Origin of the sequence: Dapis brunnea BLCC-M229, assembly GCF_050015995.1 — a bacterium.
GTDB lineage: Bacteria > Cyanobacteriota > Cyanobacteriia > Cyanobacteriales > Microcoleaceae > Trichodesmium.
In genome coordinates this window covers 1-17,515 of record NZ_JBNHEP010000203.1, presented here as the reverse complement: position 1 = coordinate 17,515, position 17,515 = coordinate 1, and the positions used below count along the sequence as shown (strand labels likewise).

Sequence of the window (17,515 nt, the reverse complement as noted above, 5' to 3'; positions counted from 1 at the left end):
TCATTAACAACTTCAGAAACATTTCGAGAATATTCAGAATGATTTTATCAAAATAATAAAGTAAGAATTTAACTTCTGAATTCTAAATTCTAAATTCTAAATTCTAAATTCTAAATTATGAATTAATTATTGAGGATTTTCCGTAGTCCGAATCTTTAAACCAGTCAAACTTTCCAAATCTTGTATTAAAGGTTCACTATCTTTTGTCTTAATATCAATCAAAGCGATATTTGTTTTGTTCTGAGTATCCACATATTCAATTGCCAATTGAGTCCGTTTTTCCTTACCAAATAAACCAACTAATGCTCCCAATGGACCCAAAAGTAAACTTGCTCCAATAGTTTCTTTAGTTCTTTTTTGAGCGTGTTCGCCACTTGAAATTTCAATAATTCTATTACCTCTCAACCTTAGATTATCATTTTGATATTTGTCAGACCTAAAATTCATTTCCAAGCTATTTTGTGTTGTTGATACCATAATTATACATCCTTGCATTTTACCACTAACTATATGTAGACATTTAGCGCCATATTCTCCTCCTAAAGCTAAGTTGTTAGTGAAAAGAACTGAAGCAACAGATATAAATAAAGCAAATTTTTTCATAAAACCAAAGTTCTCAAGAATCTAAACTTAATGACCAGGAGATTAAATCAATTTCTGGCCTATTATCAAAATAATTGGGTTTAAAACCCTACCTTTTAAGACGAAATGTTTTTGGAGGATTGCTCAAAATACCCGTTATATCATGTCCGGTTGAATAGTGATAATTAAAGCTTTTAGTAGGGCTTGAGCAATATCTATAGTTCGGGCTAAAGCCCTACTAGAAACAAAAACTTTTTTATCAATTATTATCCGGACATCATATTACAAAAACAACTTCTGACTTCGTTAAGTTAAATTTGTACTTAATTATATAGTAATCCTCAGGGTGATTGTGCGGAAAATATTTGGGAATTAGGAAACAGCAATTACTAAGAATTATAAACTAGGGATAATAATTTCAGATTGGTATTCTATGATTCCACTTACCGAAAAATTTTGGTAATTAGCCTCCCCTTGGATAGGGGATAATAAATAAAAATTTTCATGATTAGTCAATCCTATCCGTTTTCAAGGAGGGGTAATTAATAATTATTAATTATTAATTATTAATTATTGAACTATTCCCCCAGGGAGGATAGTTACCACATTCCTAGTCACCCCTCTAAAAAATCAAAGTTATTTATTTTGATTTAAGTCTACTTATTAGTATAAATAAAGTTAAATATTTTCTGAGATGATTTAATATTTAATTAAAATTTAATCAATAAAATTTGCCTACATCAATTAAAATGATTGAAGAAAACAGTATTTTTTTGATAAAGCAATATGAACAACTTACAGCCGTGGACTTCGCTCTTAGGCAGAATATTCCTCTCTGCCGTTTTTATCAAATCTGCTATTGGTAAAATTTTTGGTGGAGCAGGTACTCAACAATATATGGAATCTTCAGGAGTTCCTGGTTGGTTATTAATTCCAACGATTATTGTTCTTTTAATAGGTGGATTATCTGTTTTAGTAGGTTATAAAGCTCGTTATGGAGCACTTGCATTAGTAGGATTTTTAATTCCAGCTACTCTGATTTTCCATAATGTTTTTATAGACCCGACTCAAGAAATTGCGTTTATGAAAAATCTTGGATTAATAGGAGGACTTTTAATGGTAACTTCCTTTGGTCCGGGTAGAATTAGTTTTGATGATCAAAGTATTTATAGGGAATAGGGAGTAGGAAGTAGGGGATTCATTAATGAATAATGAATAATGAATAATGGATAATGAATAATGGATAATGGATAATGGATAATGGATAATCGATCATAAAAACTATCTCTAATTATCAATTATCCATTAATAAGAGGCAGTGGGGGAGTAGTAAAAAAAAAGAATAAAAAACACAAAAATCTACTGAGTTCATAAGGAAAATTAATTACCGAAAAATTAAGGTTTAAAGCTTCTCTTTTCAGGAATAAAAAAGTTACTATGAACCAATCCTCTTGTTAAAAATAAGAGGAAATTATTAATTATTAATTGTTAATTATTAATTATTGAAACATCCTATTAACCTCCTTTTACCTGTTCCCTCTCTGAACTAGGAAATTACTAAAAGCACAACTACTTAAAAAATATGAAAACACAATGGGAAAATTTTCTGCTAAACCTCGGTGAATGGCACGGTTCATTTACTAAAATTTCTGAGAATGGAGAAATACTTAAAGACACACCTAGTATTCTCATTTTAGAAAGTCTTGATGACCAGAATAAACAAGTACGTTTAACACTACGTCGCTTTAACTCTTTTGCCAAAACTCCTGAGTCAAAAGTTGATGAAATAGTAAGTGAATATCAAACTCTAGGCAGAAATCTTTTATTTTTTGAAAATGGTGCTTTTTCTAAAGGAAACTTTCAAATAGCGCCTTTTTCAATTAATGGTGCTGAATTTGGTTTTGTTAATAAAAATCGTCGTCTACGTTTAGTCGAATTATTTAACAAGGATGGCGATTTTGATAAATTAACTTTAATTCGAGAAAAAAGAGCTGGAACAGATGCTTCAGAAAATCCTCCTTTGACAGTAGATGCTTTATTAGGAAAATGGCAGGGAGAAGCTATTACTATGTATCCCGATCTGCGGGAACCAGATACTTATCCAACTCAAATGGAATTAAACATTGATAGTACAGGTAGATTAGTTCAGGAAATTACTTTTGGTGATACTAATCCGAAAAATCTTACTTCTACCGCTAGAATTGAAGGTTCAATTTTACACTTCGACCAAGGTTTACAACCTGTAAAAATAGTTTTACTTCCTGATGGTGCATCTGCTACTTTGCCTGTCAAAATTGAGTTGAGAAAACCTGTATTTTTTGAACTTGGTTGGTTAATTGAACCTCAACTTCGTCAACGAATTATTCGTAGTTATAATGACAAAGGAGAATGGGTAAGTTCGACCTTAGTGACTGAGGAGAAAATTAAATAAATTTAGGGAGTAGGGAATAGTAATTCGGGAAACGGAGAATAGAAAAGAAGAAAAAAACTCTACCTCAATAACTTGAGAAACCCTATAATTCAAAATATTACTTGGAGTAAGGAAACTATTCTTTATCTATAGGAATACCAAAAATGTCATTATCTATCAGAATTATTTTGATAATTACTACAACACTTTATCAAGCGATCGCCTGTTATCTGGAAAATTAAAAACTAACTCTAGGAAAGCTATTTGATGTCGGCAGTTATCATCTACATTTGTACACTATAAGAGAAGGTAATCCTACAATTATTTTAGACCACAGCTTTTTTTGCTTCAAGTTGATAAAGAAGGTTACTATTCCTATCAGTAGCCTTTTTCTAAACTTGCATAACTTCTTTTTCCTAAGAAATATACTACTTCAGACAACAAAGATAAAGTCTAGTGTAAGTCTGACCCAAAAATTTGAAGGCATTTAATCATGTTCAAATAATTTACAATCCATTCGGTGGTTTATGAAGTACAGTAGCACTAGCTTGTTAAACAGTTTTTAAAGTATGGAATTAAATTTTCATTCTTGTTGAGCCAATTTACTAGAGTCAGTGTACCACACTTACATGGAATAGAATGTATTTTCTCTAGAAATATCTCGTATTGGTATTTAACGAGTTTAAAAATTATTTTTCATAATTTAACTATGATAAAAAAAATTATTATCACAGTTAACTTAACCTACTATAAAAACTACATTTGATACATTTAATTTATCAGGTTAAGACATCTATGAAAGTTATAAAGATTATGAATACGATCGAAATAAGGAGAAATAAACATGAAGAAAAGTCACTTGATTACTACTTTAGCTTTAGGATGTGTGTTGGCTATTACAGGAATTGAACAAGATAGTCAAAGTCTTTCAGCTTCAGCTTCTTCGTTATTGCCTTACTGTTCAGCTTCTTCTAACCAAGGAGGTTACTGGTGGACTTGGACTCAATCTAGCATTGAAAAATCTTGCTATACTGCTTACTCTAAGCTAATTGGAATGAAACAAAAAATTGATTGGCATTATCGGGGACGTTACCGCTCTAATGGTTTAAATAAAGGAAAAATTTTGTGTAATCAAGGTAAGAGCAAAAAGAAAGTTATCGGCACTGGAAAAACCATTTTTGAGAATGGAATTAATATGGCTAATGAATTAGGATGGAAAGGATGTGTAATTATTGTCGAGAAATAACTAGATTACTAATATAGTGCGATCGCTCTTGTAGTGGACTTAAGACTAAAGAAACCTGGTTTCTAGGATAAATTGTTATTTTTAACAGTAGACATCTGCGAAAAAACCTGGTTTCTGGGTTTGGTAGGGAATATTCAATAATTAATAATTAATTACCTCAATTTTTCAGTAATTTGAATTCAGTAGTAACTTGAGAAACACTATAATTCAAAATATTACTTGGAGTAAGGAAACTATTCTTTATCTATAGGAATACCAAAAATGTCATTATCTATCAGAATTATTTTGATAATTACTACAACACTTTATCAAGCGATCGCCTGTTATCTGGAAAATCAAAAACCACCTCCAGGAAAGCTATTTGATGTTGGTGGTTATCATCTACATTTGTACACCCTAGGAGAAGCTAATCCCACAATTATTTTAGAGCATAGCTTAGGGGGAATAGAGGGGTATTTCCTCGTAGAAAAACTGGCAAAATTTGGGCGAGTATGTATTTATGACCGAGCTGGATGTGGATGGAGCGACCATAGTCCTTATCCTAGAACTAGCAGTCAAATTGTAGAAGAATTAGATACCCTACTTACTCAAGCCAAAATTCAGCCACCCTACATTTTAATAGGAAATTCCTTTGGTAGTTACAATGTCAGATTGTATACCCATCGCTTCCCTGAAAAAGTTATGGGAATGGTACTCATAGATGGACTCTATGAGAAAGAAATGCTGAAAATGCCTATCCAATTACAAGCTTTGAAACTATTCTTTATTTCTGGCTTTATTATGTCTACTTTTGGCTCAATATTAGGAATTATTCAGCTATTCAGAAAATGTGGCATATTTGAATTAATTAAACCTGAATTACGACAGTTTTCTCAAGAGTCTAGAAATTATGTAAAACGTTCTTTTTGTCGTTCTAAACACTGGATGACAATGTGTCGAGAAATGCTCAATCTCAATAATAGTGGAAATCAGGTTACTATTGCTAATCAATTTGGCTCGATGCCAATAGTTAGTATCAAAGCTAATTCTTTTTTCCAACCTTCTTGGTGGAGTTTTTTAATTCCTCTAAAAGCAGCTAACAACTTACGGGAGGAAATGCACAAAAATTTATCTAATCTATCAACAAATTTTGTTCAACTTCAAGCTAATAAAAGTGGTCATTTTGTGTGGATAGATGAACCAGATATAATTGTTGAGGCTGTCAAAATTCTATTAGATAAACTATATAAAAAATAAATAGAGTTAGTTAGAATATAAACTTATGAAATCTTAGACGGAAAAATGTTTTTCCCACTACTCCCTACTGCCTATTCCCTATTCCCTACTCCCTACTCATAGAGTTAGTTAGAATATAAACTTATGAAATCCTAGAGGGGAAAATGTTTTTCCAACTAATCCCTACTCCCTACTCAGTGCTATATTAAACTACATCCACGAGTTAACGCTAATTTTAAAAGTGCTTTATATTTTTTATCGCTAATACTATAAGCTCCAAATCTTTCCAAGTGGGGGTTATTCATCTGAGCATCAAAAAAAACAAACTGTCGCTCCCGGAGTCGCTCCACCAACTTTACCATCGCTACCTTCGACCCCTCCGGAATATTGTAAAACATTGACTCCCCAATAAAACCCCCACCAATCACAATTCCTAAAATTCCACCAGCAAGGTCATCTCCTTGCCAAGTCTCAAAACTATAAGCATACCCTGCTTCATTTAAAGCTTTGTAAATTTTCTTCAGTTCCCCAGATATCCAGGTTGTTTCTCGATCTGCACAACCCTCAACCACAGCTTCAAAATCTTGATTAATAGCAACAGTAAAACGATTTTGATTAATTGCACGACGCAATGACCGTGGATAGCGAAATCTTTCATCTAAAGGAATCAAAGCCCGCTTACGACTACCATACCACTCTAAACTATTCTCTCCATCATTTGCCATAAGGAAGTAGCCTTGAGCATATCCTTGTATGATTGACTCAATATCATATTCTATCATGGAATTACGATTAAAAATTTATAATACAAACTTTAGAATTATGGCTGAACCAATCCAAGCAATTACTTTACCAACAGCACAAAACCCTCAAGAAGAGGGCCAATGGTTAAAAACCTCCTTACATATATGGCTCAATCAAGAGTTTATTCCCGAAAAAGTGAACGAAGATATTGCCAACAGAGCTGCACAAATCTTTGTTCGCCATCGCATGGAAGGGGAGAATGATTTAGGCTCATTAGTAATTGCCATTATTACAGAAATGCAAGCCTTTGACTTTTCCCAGAGTTTTTATGGGGAATTTGCGATCGCCAATGCTGTTAGTGACTTATTATTAGATAGTCTCGGAATAGAACGTTGTTGTGGACAATAGTATTAATAATAGATAATGGATAATTGATAATTGATAATTAATCCCTAGAGGTTTAAAGCCTCTCCTTTGAATAATTGATAATTAGAGATAGTTTTCATTATCCATTATTCATTATCCATTATCCATTTCCTCTACCAGCTAGACTTCACAACCCCTGGCAACAAACCTTCATGGGCCATTTCTCGGATAACATTACGAGAAAGTCCAAAATCCCGATAATACCCTCTTGGACGTCCAGTTAACCAACAACGATTTCTGACACGGTTAGGAGCGCTGTTACGAGGTAGTCTCTGAAGTTTACGATGGAGTTCTATTTTCTCCTCTAAATCTTCTGCCTCCATGAATTGCTGTTTTAGTTCTTCACGTTTCTCAGCATATTTTTCTACTAATTTTTTGCGTTTTTTCTCACGCTCGATCATGCTCTTTTTAGCCATGATTAATTACTTTATTCCTCCAAAATAATTGGTATCTTTAATTTTAGGTGATTTGCCCAACCTCTAATAGTACCATAAAAGTTTTTGTTTTGTTTGTAGTAGGGCTTTAGCCCTAACTTATAAATGGGGCTAAAGCCCTACTACAAGCTTTAATTACTAACTTCATTAAGTTATTCTTTTGTAAAAATACATAAATCAGCTAATAAACATTTATCACAAGCAGGATTTTTGGCTTTACAGACTGCCCGACCATGATAAATTAATCGGATAGACCAATTTTCCCAATCAGGCTGAGGTATCAACCGCATTAAATCTCGCTCAATTTTTATTGGATCAGAATGTTCAGTTAAACCCAACCTTTGACTCAACCGTTTAACATGGGTATCTACCGTCACCCCGACAATAATTCCATAAGCATGAGCTAAAACAACATTAGCTGTTTTCCTTGCTACTCCTGGTAACTGCAAAAGTTGTTCCATCTGCTTTGGCACCTGAGAGTTAAACTTCTCAATAATCATTTTGCAAGCAGCTTTAATATTTTTAGCTTTATTGCGATAAAATCCAGTAGAACGCACTAAATTTTCTAGTTCTTCAATATCTGCATTTGCCAATGCTAAAGCATCCGGGAATTTTTTAAATAGAGCGGGCGTAACTTTATTGACTCGTTCATCAGTACATTGAGCAGAAAGAATAGTAGCTACAAGTAACTGAACAGGAGTTTCATAAGTCAGAGTACAAGTAGCATCAGGATAGAGACGCTTGAGACGAAGAAGTAATTCTAGCGATCGCTGTCGCTTCAGTGAAAATTTACGAGTTGTTACCATTTTGAGGAAGAAAGAAGAAGGAAGAAGTAGTAGTCTCTCAAAATTCAATTGTTTGCCAGTGGGAGCATCTTGCTCCCGTAGGTGAGTACCTTGTTCCTGTAAAGCAAAATTTTAGGGTGCGTTAGACAGCTTAAATTTACTCCATAAAAGGGATTTAGCAATCCGTCGTAACGCACAATTTTAGATGCGTCAGTCTAGTAGTGCCGTGTCAAGCCTTAAATGTTACTTTAGAAAAATGGTAGGATGATGATTTTTAAAAGCTTTTAGTTCAAAATCTATTCCACTACTTTAAGCTTGACGTGCCAGTAGTGCCGTGTCAAGACTAAAATTGTGGTTTAGGAGCAAGCAACGTAGAAGACCTCTCCCCCAACCCCTCTCCTGCTCCGAGAGGGGAGAAATCCCCCCTTCCCTTGCAGGGAAGGGGGTTGGGGGGTTAGGTTTTTTTAACCCACATTTTCAAGTTTGACACGACAGTAGAGTGCGTTATACTACTAAAATTTAAGCTGTGAAAAACATTTAATCATCTTTCGTAACGCACCATTTGACAAAATACTCAAAACCTTAGCAATCAAAATTTTTAACTTTTAATTTTTAACTTTTGACTTTTACTACTTATCTCTGGAATATTGAACGCACCCCATCCAAATTAGCAGTATCCCGAATAATGAGGAATACTCCTAAACCTAATAACAATACCAAACCAGTCTGCATGACATTTTCTTGCACGCGAAGTGGTAAGGGTTTACCTCTAACTCCCTCAATTGCCAAAAATGCTAACTGACCGCCATCTAAAGCAGGCAAAGGCAAAATATTAATCACTGCCAAATTAATACTAATTAATGCAGCAAACCTAAACAGTTCGACCACATTATCCTCAGCAATTTTTGCTCCCATGTCTACAATAGCAACAGGTCCTGCTAGTTTCCCTGCTGTCTGACCAAAATTACTAATAAGCTGCCAAAAACCCTGAAGTGTCAAGACAACAATTCTTTGAAATTCTTCAGCACCAATACTAAAAACTTCAACTATATTATTAGTGCGGTTTCTGACTATTTCTCCATTAGAAATTAGTTGCACTCCGATGCGACCTTTGCCATCATCTCCTAATTCTGGGGTTACTTCAAGAAATAATTTTTCTCCGTCACGCTGAATTTCCATCTCCAAAGTTTGATTAGCATTATTTTGAATGGTTTCTACCAAAGTGCTAATAGCTTCTTTGTTCGCACCTAATTGTTGGTTTCCAACTGATAAAATAATATCATTTGCCTGAATACCTGCTTGAGCAGCAGCAGAACTAACACTTGTAGCAACTTCTGGAACTTTCACCCCAGGAGCATAGTTAAAATCTGCTACACCAACAATACCCACTTGAGCAACTAAGAGAAAATAAGCAAATATGAGGTTAGCAATTACTCCAGCACTGAGTACGATCGCTCTGTCTAGAATGGGGCGGTTGCGTAAGAGGTCTGGATCGTCTTTAGGTATGGAGCTATCTGGGTCATCATCCGGAAAACCGACAAAACCTCCCAAGGGAAAACCTCGAAGTGCATATTCAGTTTGTGGCCCTTGGTATTTCCAGATTATCGGGCCAAAGCCGATGGAAAAACGGTTAACATGGATGTTTTGGAGTCGAGCAGCCATAAAGTGGCCTAACTCGTGAACTACAATCAGCATACCTAAAACTGCGATCGCTAAAAATACGGACATAAGTTATTCCTATTAAATTTCCTATTATAAACAGTTAATTTTTTATTATAAATGAATTTTTCTCAAGTTGAGGATAAGACTACTTTGATTGATTTTGTAGGTTAGTCAAATGAATTTCCTTGGTTTCAGAGTAGGCAGGTAAATTTAATACTTTTCAGATAAATCTCTAGCAATATCTTTAGGAATCATATCATCACTTAAGCCAAAGTTTTCTATTGATATTTTTTCAGATTTTGAAGTGGGTATCCGCAAATTAAAAGCTATAACTAATTGATTATTTTCAATATTGATATTAGTGACATTAACTACGCTATTTTCTGGTAACAAACTATCAAGTGGTACTTGGGGAGATGACCGACATCTGTATCCATCTGTTTCCAGCCATTCAGAAATATTTCTCCAATTTTCGATTCTGCGATCGCACCTATCGACTAAACTTTTGACGTATCTATATATGGTTGCACATAAGTCAGTTTCTACACCTTTGGGATTTTTGCCTAGCTTTTCAGCTATTTCTGCGGGACTGTACCCACAGAGTAAACCTCGGAGGTGTAGCTTTTCAGTAGGGGTAAGACGCTTTCCCTTAGCTGAAGCGAGGTCTGTATATAGGGTTTCTAAGTCCCAATTTTGGGCAGCTTCAGCAAATTGTTTGTCGATGGAGGCCATAGTTGAGAGAGTTTTTAAAGTTCCTGATGTAATTCTAATATAAGTTCTAAGTTTTATCAGTTTTATTCTGAGATTAGTTAAGTTATTTTGGGTATAAATAGACACTTTAAATCAAAGTGACTTGAGTAATCACTGATAATTATTAGTGGAGTAACTAATTAATGGCTTGGGATATTTTAATACAAGCTGCTGCTGGACTTCTTCTCGGAGCTGCTGCTGTTTATGCTTTTGGTGCAATTGTTGAAGCTCTCTCAAGAGCTTTTGCTAATGTGTGGGAACAGTTTGTTGGTGGGATTAAACAGATATGGGGATATGTAACAGAAGCTACCAAATATTATTTGGCTTTAGTAGCTCAATTCTTAGACAATAACTGGCCGGAGATTGAATCTTATCTAAGACAAGAATTTGGCTATCGTAGCGAGTGGTTGCTAGCAGTCTTCAGGGATGGGTTGGATGTAATAGTTGCATTTGTAGATCCAAAACGCTCAGATATGCAGCCAGTTATGATTTCTTTAAAACCTTTAGAAGACCAAGATGTTCAGTTGCCAACAGTGCAAAACAAACCGATAGTTGCTGTCTTAAGTAGTTAGTTAATAGGAGCTAAAATAAATGGGTTTTTTTACATGGTTTGGTAGTCTAATAGATCAGTTTTTAGACTGGTTAGGAGAAGTCTTTAAAAAATTTATTGAAGCTTTGGTTTATGGTCTGCAAAAAATCTGGGAAACGATAGTAGCTGCTGCTCTAATAACAGCTTTTGGATATGCAGCAACATTATACGTTATTTTTTATGCTGGTGCAGTTCTTGGGGAAACAATAATGGAAATTTGGGACCCCAGATATGCAAATAGCAAACCTTCAGAAGTTTTCAAACTAGGGCAAGCACCTCAAAGCTCTCCTTTGCCTACAAAACGTTCAGAAGCAAAAAAACTGAAACTAGAAAATTGGTATTAATTCCCAAAAGGAGTCAATAATTATGTCACGAATACCTGCTGAAAAAATCTATCTAGAAATTGGTTTTCGTTCTCCAGAAACCTATGGAAATTTAAAGACCATTGAGTTGTTAGGAATTCCTGGGGAAAGATTAAAGAATGGAGAATGTGTTATTAGTAATAAAACCAAAAATTTCTTTGATAAATTAATCGTTAAAGAAATATTTCGTCAAAGTCGTTTATTGCCTAATTGTAATTTTGAATACCTCAAAATATGGCTCTATGATACTGAAATAGGAAACAATGAAAGAGGGTATAGCGTTCCCACAATTGATAGAGGTGATTTAGAAATTCCTTCTAGTGTTCCAGGCTCTAAGTTAGAACGAATTTATGTTCTAAATAATGAGTTAACTGGTCAAGAATACCAAAGTTGGAGAAGAAATGCTGAAAATCTTTTCAATCCTTTATTTAGAAAATTTATTGCACCACCAGAATTACCATCACTTTTAACTGAAGAATCAGTAGCTAACAATCCTTTGATTCAGTTATTTAAGCCATTGGTAGAAGTAATAGACAAAACAAATGAAACTATAGACCAATATGCCAAAATGAAGCAAAGTCTATTTTTTAATGCTTTGATTATTCAGATAGATTGACTGTTGAAATAAAGAGGCAGTTAGTTGTAGTTGTTAATTTGAAGTAAAAATTTAGAGGTAGTTATAAATGCCACGAAGCGATCCGCCAAGAGATAGAGAATCACAGTTCCGCCAATATAGTCAGGATAATTCTATGCCAAAAAGAAATAGGAAAAATTTTCTTGATTCCTTCAGTGAATTTTTTGGTGGTAATAGAAGTTCTACAATGGAAATGTTGTATAGAAAATTGGAGCCAATCTGGGATACAAATATTGCTCCAGCTTTAATTGAAGCATTTGGCAAAGAAACAACTTTATATTTGATACTTTACTTGGAAGGTTATTCTCACGAACTAACTATGGAAGTGTGGGACCCAAAGCACGTTGAAAGTAAACCATCTAAGGTGTTTAAATTATCAGGAATAACTGGTAATGATATTAATAATTTTCCCAAAGATAGGTCAAAAGCTAGAATAATGTATTTGGAAAATTGGCATGACTAAGGGACTAGCAAAAAATAGACTACCAGCTAATCCAGAGATTGCTTCGGCTAGCTTAACTCTTCCCAATTAAGGTTGAGCCTAATATCACCGCCTCGCAATGACAGCCACCAGTCTTTTTATGCACTAATAATTCGTACTTTATTAAGTTGCAAATCCCTAATTTCCAAACAGTAATTCCAATATCCCAGGAATAAATAGAGTTAAATTAGGGTAATTTATTTTGATTCATACTGTTAGTTGCAATTTATAACTTAAAGGGAAAAATTTAATGCCAAGAGCTGATAAAATAGGAGCATTTCGACAAGCAACAGGAGAAAAAAACACCTCGACTAATAAAGGTATTAATGAGACTCCACGCTCTGAGAATGATACACAATCTAGTGATTCAGAACAACCAGAATCAAATATAGATTTTACCCCCTATCTAAGAGAACCAAAATATACTCTTGATGATGTTATTTTGCCTCAAACAACTAAAAATCAAATAGACTTAATTTTGGCAGAAATTGAGTATCAGGATTTAATTTACAATGAGTGGGGTATGGGTGAAAAACACAAGTTGGATAAAGCTCTTTCCATTAATTTTTCTGGTCCGCCAGGAACAGGAAAAACCTTGACTGCCGAAGCACTTGCTCATGCACTAAAACTTAATATTCTACTTGTTCCCTATCAGCAACTTGAATCTAAATATGTTGGTGAAACACCAAAGAATATTGCGAAAGCATTTGAATTTGCTACTAGCAATAATGCAGTTTTATTCTTTGATGAAGCAGATTCTTTTTTAGGTAAACGTTTAGAAAATGTGAATCAAGCAACGGATACTGCAGTTAATTTAACTCGTAGTGTGATGTTGATGCAGCTTTCTTCTTATGAAGGAATTGTTGTTTTTGCAACTAACTTAATTCGTAACTACGATCCAGCTTTTATTAGCAGAATACGATGGAAAACTCAATTTGATTTACCTGATGAAGAGGCGAGGGCAAAAATTTGGCAAGCTCAAATTCCTAGTAAACTTCCATTAGAGAAAAACTCAGATAAAGACTTAGTAGATTTTTCTGAACTTGCGAAACAGTTTGATGAAATATCTGGTAGAGACATCAAAAATGCTGTTTTTAAAGCTGTAGTTGCTGCTGCTAGGGAAAACAAATCTAAAGAAGAAAAATGTGTTACTCAATCTCTCTTTGTTCAAGCAATTACTGAGATTATTGAAGCTAATAAAGCAGCATCAAAACAGGAGATAAAATTAACGCCTGTTGATGGTACGGTAGAATTACCTCCTCCACAAATAAATGGAGAAAATGATAGTTAAACCATGAAGCTTTAGGGAGATTTACAAGCGATTGCTCTTCCACCTAATTAAACAAATGAAGAGCGATCGCTATTCTAATGAAAAATAGGTTGTGTAAACTTAATTTTCATCTGACTAAAACAAGTTTTTTAGATAGCGATAACCATGCACAACCCGGAGAATTTCTAAAGTATTATCAGTAACCTGATATATGATGATATATTTATCTAAAGGTACGCCTCGCAACCAGTGTCCAATCTATTCATAACTGCGTCCCATCATGGGAAAATTGATTAAGTCTTGACATTTTTTTTGAAAAGCTGTGATGAAACTTTCGCCTCTAGCAATATTGAAATCGGCAAAATAATCTATAATTTCGTTTAAATCTTTACTAGCAGAGGGAGCAATAATATAACGATTCATATAATACTTATCATAATAATATTGTAGGTTGGGTTAAGCGACAGCGCAACCCAACAACAACCTAATTTTTATGCTCCCTTTCTTTAGAAAAACTACATCAGCCCGTTTTTTATTAAAGGTGAAATACGGTATATATGATGTTGGGTTTCGGATGCAGTCGATAGGGATATCGCTATCCCTCACCTCTGCTACAAAACCGTGCATGAGAGTTTCCAGCTCACACGGCTCCTGACAGCAAGGATTTCTAGGTTGAGGTATCTCCTACTTTCTGTGGGCACTTATACTACGGGAGCTAAGTTTTGCCTTATTAATTTCGGTAACCTGCCAACCTTACTGCCTCCCCACGTCTGCACATCCTGGAAGTTAATCTAGGCTTGCTTCTTGGGGAATCCTACTCCCGAATGGACATTGATTAAACTTTCCCTACTCATTGGTCGATTGATGAGAGTCCAAAAGGGGTTATACCATTTCTCAAAAATCTTGCTATACCTGATTGGGTGGGAAAGTGTGGGGAGTGTGGGAGGTGAGGAGAGAGGTAAAAGTAGGAATAATCTACACTAACCGACTAATAATTGTCAAAAACAGACTTTGAATCTTGGTAAATATTTGACTATTGAATTATAGCTCAAGTATAGCATTACTTTTGGTAATTGGTATTACTTCGTTCCCTAGTATCATTTCCTGTTGCACTTAGGCTCCTAGTCTCGTCCGGCCTGTAACTAGATGCGGTAATGCCGAGGAACTACATTACCAGTTGTGATAGGCATCCCGTTTTGGGCAAGGTGTACCAGGTTTAATTTCACCTATCTTGGGTGACGAACGGTATTACTAGATTCACTCTGCGTTAGCCTTATGCAACTTCCTTGGCTGCGATAACCAAATTAAACCTTCTAGTTTTACAGCTTTAAGCCCATGCACCGAGAGTCCAAGTTGTTAACCTTGGAAACCTGAGCTTGAGAGTCACTCTGCATCCGAGAGGGCAGGAATTCAACCTGCATGACTACGCTTAGTTATCCCTAGTTTTTGGGACTGGCCTAACTTACATAGGAGCTTGTTAAGCCAAACGAATCGCACTTCCTCAACCCAACCTACAAAGCTATGTCATCAATTACTGCATCCGATCGATAGTCCGATACTGGATCGCTTCACCAACATAACCAGGTTTCAACTCCTCATCCCCAGCTAAATCAGCAATAGTTCGCGCTACTTTCAATATCCGATCGCTCGCCCTCGCTGACAACCCTAATTTTCTTATCGCCCCCTCCAATAAATTCCGACTGCTCTCATCCAACTTACACCATTGGCGAAAATGACGACTCTGCATCTGCGCATTACAACTTAAACCAGTCTCATCCTGAAACCGATGCCGAGCACGATCGCGTGCTGCCCTCACCCTTTCCCTCACATCTACCGAACTTTCCCCAGTTTCCTGCCTAGTAATTTCTTCCGGTTTTAACCGACTAACCATTACCTGTAAATCAATTCTATCCATCAAAGGTCCGGAAAGTTTCCCCCAATATTGCTCCCGTTGCCGTGGGGAACAGGTGCATTGTTGAATGGGGTCGCCATAATAACCGCACGGACAAGGGTTTGTACTCGCTACCAAAGTAAACTGAGCCGGAAATTCTACCGAGAGTCGGGTGCGGGATATTGTCACCACCCCATCTTCCAAGGGTTGACGCAAATATTCCAAAACATTGCGATTAAATTCTGTTAACTCATCTAAAAATAATACTCCTCTGTGAGATAAAGAAATTTCCCCCGGTCGCGGAAAACTGCCTCCACCCACCAAAGAAGGTCCTGATGCCGAATGATGGGGAGCGCGAAACGGGCGATCGCTCACCAAACTCCCCCGGTCTTTCAACAACCCCGCCACCGAATAAATTTGAGTTACTTCCAACGCTTCCTCAAAATTCAAGGGAGGCAAAATTCCTGGTAAACGTCGCGCCAACATTGTTTTCCCACTGCCAGGAGGTCCGACAAAAATTAAATTATGCCCCCCAGCAGCAGCTATTTCCAGAGCGCGACGAGCATGATTTTGTCCTTTAACTTCTTTTAAATCTAAACCTGTAAATTCTTGTTTTGCCAAAATCTCAGCAGTGTTAATTTCTACAGGAGAAAAGTCTGCGGGATTATTCAAAAAATCAGTGACATTAAATATATTATCAAATCCATAAACTGATAACCCTTTCACCACCGCCGCTTCCTTGGCATTGGCAGCAGGCACAACTAAACCAGTAATTCCCATTTTTTGGGCAGCAGCAGCAATGGGTAAAACTCCGGCAACTGGTCGCAAACTACCATCAAGAGAAACTTCTCCCAAAAATAGATGGTCTCCCAGTAAGTCGGCCTTCACTTGTTCCGAGGCCGCCAAAATTCCTATACTAATAGGTAAGTCAAAACTTGGACCCTCTTTGCGTAAATCTCCAGGGGTGAGATTAATCAAAATTTTCCGCATGGGGAAGGCATAACCACAATTTTTCAGAGTCGCTTTGACCCTTTCCTTTGACTCTTGAACCGCTGCATCTGGCAATCCCACAACGACAATTTTTGGGAGGCCCCCAGATACATCGACTTCTACACCAACTTTTACGGCCTCAATACCAATTATTGATGCACTCCAGACTCTAGCTAACATATTCTTATATTCTTAGATTTGTATAGTTAGTTCTTGATAAATAGATAAATGAGCGAACAAGAAACTATTTTCAGTAAAATTATCCAGCGCGAGATTCCCGCGGATATTGTTTATGAGGATGATATGGCCTTGGCTTTCAGAGATATCAATCCTCAAGCCCCCATTCATATCCTGGTGATTCCGAAAAAGCCTATTCCCAAGTTAGCCGATGCTGTACCTGAAGACCATGCTTTAATGGGACATTTGTTGCTGACTGCACAGCGCATTGCAGAAGAAGAAGGGCTACAAAATGGCTATCGTGTGGTGATTAATAATGGCGCAGAAGCTGGCCAAACCGTATTTCATCTACATCTTCATATTCTTGGAGGTCGTCAAATGCAGTGGCCTCCAGGCTAATTCAAGATTATTGAACCAGGTTGTTATACCAATCAAAATTTGTAGGCTGGGTTAGACGGCTAAAATTTAGACTGCGGGTAGCATTTAACAATCGGTCGTAACGCACCATTGAATATGTGTCGGTCCAGTAGTGGTGTGACAGCCCAGGAAATGTAAGTCCTTGTATAATGAGGTGTTCGCTCCGCTTATCCGCAGGATAAACCCAACAAAGCTTTATTATTGTTGGGTTTTCTACGTCAACCCAACCTACGCTTATTGTACCATTTGAGAAAAACATAAGTCTAACTTATTAAAAAATTCCAACATACTTTTCTTAAAACCCTTTACAAAACTAAATTAGATGATTAATATAGTAATCAAGGTAGCAAAAGCGCTACCGAGAACCTTGAAAAATACATAGCAATTATTATCACATGACTACAACCTTACAACAGCGTGAAACCGCTAACGTATGGGAAAAGTTCTGTA

General features: G+C 36.0%; 19 protein-coding genes. 11 read left to right on the top strand and 8 right to left on the bottom strand.

Annotated features, from left to right (window positions below):
- Positions 1–126 precede the first annotated feature (126 nt).
- A complete protein-coding gene (locus ACP6PM_RS22655; RefSeq protein ID WP_426588615.1) occupies positions 127–603 on the bottom strand; it encodes a hypothetical protein in 477 nt (158 codons plus the stop codon).
- A 765-nt stretch (positions 604–1,368) separates the two neighbouring features.
- Between ACP6PM_RS22655 and ACP6PM_RS22650 the strand changes: the two genes are divergently transcribed.
- From ACP6PM_RS22650 to ACP6PM_RS22635, 4 genes are all read left to right on the top strand, one after another.
- Positions 1,369–1,761 carry a DoxX family protein gene (locus ACP6PM_RS22650; protein ID WP_426588613.1) on the top strand — a complete coding sequence of 131 codons (393 nt, stop codon included), beginning with the start codon at positions 1,369–1,371 and terminating at the stop codon, positions 1,759–1,761.
- Between the two features lie 403 nt (positions 1,762–2,164).
- Positions 2,165–3,013 carry a DUF3598 family protein gene (locus tag ACP6PM_RS22645; RefSeq protein WP_426588611.1) on the top strand — a complete coding sequence of 283 codons (849 nt, stop codon included), beginning with the start codon at positions 2,165–2,167 and terminating at the stop codon, positions 3,011–3,013.
- Between the two features lie 823 nt (positions 3,014–3,836).
- A complete protein-coding gene (locus ACP6PM_RS22640; protein ID WP_426588609.1) occupies positions 3,837–4,238 on the top strand; it encodes a hypothetical protein in 402 nt (133 codons plus the stop codon).
- Positions 4,239–4,499: 261 nt separating this feature from the next.
- Positions 4,500–5,474 (top strand): alpha/beta fold hydrolase, encoded by a 975-nt coding sequence (locus tag ACP6PM_RS22635; protein WP_426588607.1) that lies wholly within the window; start codon positions 4,500–4,502, stop codon positions 5,472–5,474.
- A 179-nt stretch (positions 5,475–5,653) separates the two neighbouring features.
- Here the strand turns inward: ACP6PM_RS22635 and aat are convergent, their stop codons facing one another.
- The gene (gene aat, locus ACP6PM_RS22630; RefSeq protein ID WP_426588605.1) at positions 5,654–6,235 is read right to left on the bottom strand and encodes a leucyl/phenylalanyl-tRNA--protein transferase; all 582 of its coding nucleotides are present in this window, start codon (positions 6,233–6,235) and stop codon (positions 5,654–5,656) included.
- Between the two features lie 40 nt (positions 6,236–6,275).
- Here aat and ACP6PM_RS22625 point away from each other — a divergent pair, with 40 nt between their 5' ends.
- On the top strand, positions 6,276–6,605 hold the full coding sequence (locus ACP6PM_RS22625) for a hypothetical protein (RefSeq protein ID WP_426588603.1): 330 nt from the start codon (positions 6,276–6,278) through the stop codon (positions 6,603–6,605).
- 131 nt (positions 6,606–6,736) lie between these two features.
- Here the strand turns inward: ACP6PM_RS22625 and rpsN are convergent, their stop codons facing one another.
- The 4 genes from rpsN to ACP6PM_RS22605 all read right to left on the bottom strand — a co-directional run bounded on the left by rpsN (position 6,737) and on the right by ACP6PM_RS22605 (position 10,341).
- Positions 6,737–7,039 (bottom strand): 30S ribosomal protein S14, encoded by a 303-nt coding sequence (gene rpsN / locus ACP6PM_RS22620; RefSeq protein WP_094671973.1) that lies wholly within the window; start codon positions 7,037–7,039, stop codon positions 6,737–6,739.
- A gap of 170 nt (positions 7,040–7,209) precedes the next feature.
- Complete coding sequence (nth, locus tag ACP6PM_RS22615) at positions 7,210–7,863, bottom strand: endonuclease III (RefSeq protein WP_426588602.1); 654 nt, start codon at positions 7,861–7,863, stop codon at positions 7,210–7,212.
- A gap of 612 nt (positions 7,864–8,475) precedes the next feature.
- Complete coding sequence (gene rseP, locus ACP6PM_RS22610) at positions 8,476–9,570, bottom strand: RIP metalloprotease RseP (RefSeq protein WP_426588600.1); 1,095 nt, start codon at positions 9,568–9,570, stop codon at positions 8,476–8,478.
- Between the two features lie 144 nt (positions 9,571–9,714).
- Positions 9,715–10,341 carry a helix-turn-helix transcriptional regulator gene (locus ACP6PM_RS22605; protein ID WP_426588598.1) on the bottom strand — a complete coding sequence of 209 codons (627 nt, stop codon included), beginning with the start codon at positions 10,339–10,341 and terminating at the stop codon, positions 9,715–9,717.
- Positions 10,342–10,397: 56 nt separating this feature from the next.
- On the opposite strand from ACP6PM_RS22605, the gene ACP6PM_RS22600 reads away from it, so the two are divergent.
- From ACP6PM_RS22600 to ACP6PM_RS22580, 5 genes are all read left to right on the top strand, one after another.
- Positions 10,398–10,826 carry a hypothetical protein gene (locus tag ACP6PM_RS22600; RefSeq protein ID WP_426588596.1) on the top strand — a complete coding sequence of 143 codons (429 nt, stop codon included), beginning with the start codon at positions 10,398–10,400 and terminating at the stop codon, positions 10,824–10,826.
- 19 nt (positions 10,827–10,845) lie between these two features.
- On the top strand, positions 10,846–11,187 hold the full coding sequence (locus ACP6PM_RS22595) for a hypothetical protein (protein WP_426588594.1): 342 nt from the start codon (positions 10,846–10,848) through the stop codon (positions 11,185–11,187).
- A 22-nt stretch (positions 11,188–11,209) separates the two neighbouring features.
- Positions 11,210–11,821, top strand: a complete 612-nt coding sequence (locus ACP6PM_RS22590; protein WP_426588592.1) for a hypothetical protein — start codon at positions 11,210–11,212, stop codon at positions 11,819–11,821.
- 67 nt (positions 11,822–11,888) lie between these two features.
- Positions 11,889–12,302, top strand: coding sequence for a hypothetical protein (locus ACP6PM_RS22585; protein WP_426588590.1), 414 nt, complete (start codon positions 11,889–11,891; stop codon positions 12,300–12,302).
- Between the two features lie 268 nt (positions 12,303–12,570).
- A complete protein-coding gene (locus ACP6PM_RS22580; protein ID WP_426588588.1) occupies positions 12,571–13,611 on the top strand; it encodes an ATP-binding protein in 1,041 nt (346 codons plus the stop codon).
- Positions 13,612–13,848: 237 nt separating this feature from the next.
- Here the strand turns inward: ACP6PM_RS22580 and ACP6PM_RS22575 are convergent, their stop codons facing one another.
- Both ACP6PM_RS22575 and ACP6PM_RS22570 read right to left on the bottom strand, forming a co-directional pair.
- The gene (locus tag ACP6PM_RS22575; RefSeq protein ID WP_426588586.1) at positions 13,849–14,013 is read right to left on the bottom strand and encodes a type II toxin-antitoxin system RelE/ParE family toxin; all 165 of its coding nucleotides are present in this window, start codon (positions 14,011–14,013) and stop codon (positions 13,849–13,851) included.
- Positions 14,014–15,121: 1,108 nt separating this feature from the next.
- Positions 15,122–16,651, bottom strand: coding sequence for a YifB family Mg chelatase-like AAA ATPase (locus tag ACP6PM_RS22570; RefSeq protein ID WP_426588584.1), 1,530 nt, complete (start codon positions 16,649–16,651; stop codon positions 15,122–15,124).
- A 48-nt stretch (positions 16,652–16,699) separates the two neighbouring features.
- Between ACP6PM_RS22570 and ACP6PM_RS22565 the strand changes: the two genes are divergently transcribed.
- A complete protein-coding gene (locus ACP6PM_RS22565; RefSeq protein ID WP_426588582.1) occupies positions 16,700–17,047 on the top strand; it encodes a histidine triad nucleotide-binding protein in 348 nt (115 codons plus the stop codon).
- Positions 17,048–17,515 lie beyond the last annotated feature (468 nt).